Genomic DNA, 747 nt, shown 5'->3' on the forward strand with positions numbered 1-747 from the left:
CGCGGTGATCTACGACAGTGCGACCGACCGCGTTCTCCACACGACGCTGCTGTCCGCCGAGGAGCTGGCGTGGATCGCGGACGTCGCCCGCCTCGCGTTGCCCGGTGCCGGGCTGGCCGCCGAGCGGGTCGCGGCGAGCGCTCACGACGCGGCGAGCCCCCAGTTCGTCAGTGCCCCGGGTTACGAACATGCGTGGTTGAACCCGGACAACACCGAGCTCGCCGAGCACGAGGTGATCGCCGAACCCGCCATCAAGCTGCTCATCCGGATGGCGACGGCGACGAGCCGGGAGATGGCCGACGCGCTCGTGCCCGCGCTCGCGGGCCTGGTGGACGTGACCTATTCGACGGACAACGGCCTGATCGAGATCTCGGCGTCGGGCGTGACGAAGGCGTCGGGTCTCCGGGCGGCGGCCGAGCTGCTCGGGGTGCCCGAGGACGGCATCGTGGCGTTCGGGGACATGCCCAACGACATTCCGATGCTCACGATGGCCCGGTACGGGGTGGCGGTCGAGAACGCCCATCCCGACGCGAAGGCCGCCGCAGACGAAGTGACCGCCACCAACGCCGAGGACGGGGTTGCCCGTGTCCTCGAGCGCTGGTGGCGGCCGTGAACTTCTTCGCTCAGGGAGCGGGAGCCGGTGCCGGCTCGGGCGCCGGAGCCGCCTCCGGGGCGGGCGCCGGGGCCGCTTCCGGGGCGGGTGCCGCATTCGCGGACGCTGCCTCGACCGGGGGAGCGGTCCGCAGC

The 747-nt window shown here is 72.7% G+C and carries 1 protein-coding gene; it reads left to right on the top strand.

All coding sequences use genetic code 11. The features are described 5' to 3' along the window. A partial coding sequence (locus I0Q12_RS03650; RefSeq protein ID WP_231609939.1) for an HAD hydrolase family protein occupies positions 1–613 on the top strand: 613 nt, incomplete at its 5' end. Between the last annotated feature and the right edge of the window lie 134 nt (positions 614–747).

It is taken from the genome of Rhodococcus sp. CX (genome assembly GCF_015865005.1).
Classification (GTDB): Bacteria; Actinomycetota; Actinomycetes; order Mycobacteriales; family Mycobacteriaceae; genus Rhodococcus.